We start from the raw sequence: 382 nt of genomic DNA, 5'->3' as shown, positions 1-382 counted from the left end.
TGTACATCCCCCAGAGTCGCCTTGCCACTCGCCGTCAGACTGATGCCGCCTTGCTCTGCGGTCAGTTTCGTCGTTTCAATGTCTTTACCATTAACGGTGATATCCGTTTGGGCCTGTACATCCCCCAAAGTCACCTTGCCATCCGCCGTCAGGCTAATGTCGCCTTGCGTTGCAGTCAGATTGGCAAGGTTAACCTCCTTACCCGGCTCGGTACTCACCAGACGGATTTTATTCGCATACATGCCCCCCAATGACCCGGTATCAATCGCTTTCCAGGGACTATCACCTTCTCCAGCAATAGGTGCAATAGTCCCATGTTTGAGATCAACCTGGCTGGGGCCTTGTGTCAACGTCAGATTTTTCGCCTGTACTTTGCCATTTA

At 52.1% G+C, this 382-nt stretch carries 1 protein-coding gene; it reads right to left on the bottom strand.

Annotation, left to right across the window (positions count from 1 at the left end; translation table 11 throughout):
• The coding region (locus tag EAE90_RS23440; RefSeq protein ID WP_214055472.1) for a hypothetical protein at positions 1 to 382 on the bottom strand (382 nt) is incomplete at both ends.

Source organism: Photorhabdus caribbeanensis, from assembly GCF_018448885.1.
GTDB lineage: Bacteria > Pseudomonadota > Gammaproteobacteria > Enterobacterales > Enterobacteriaceae > Photorhabdus > Photorhabdus caribbeanensis.
The sequence above is the reverse complement of the archived record's forward strand: the minus strand, read 5'-3'. Positions and strand labels throughout refer to the sequence as shown.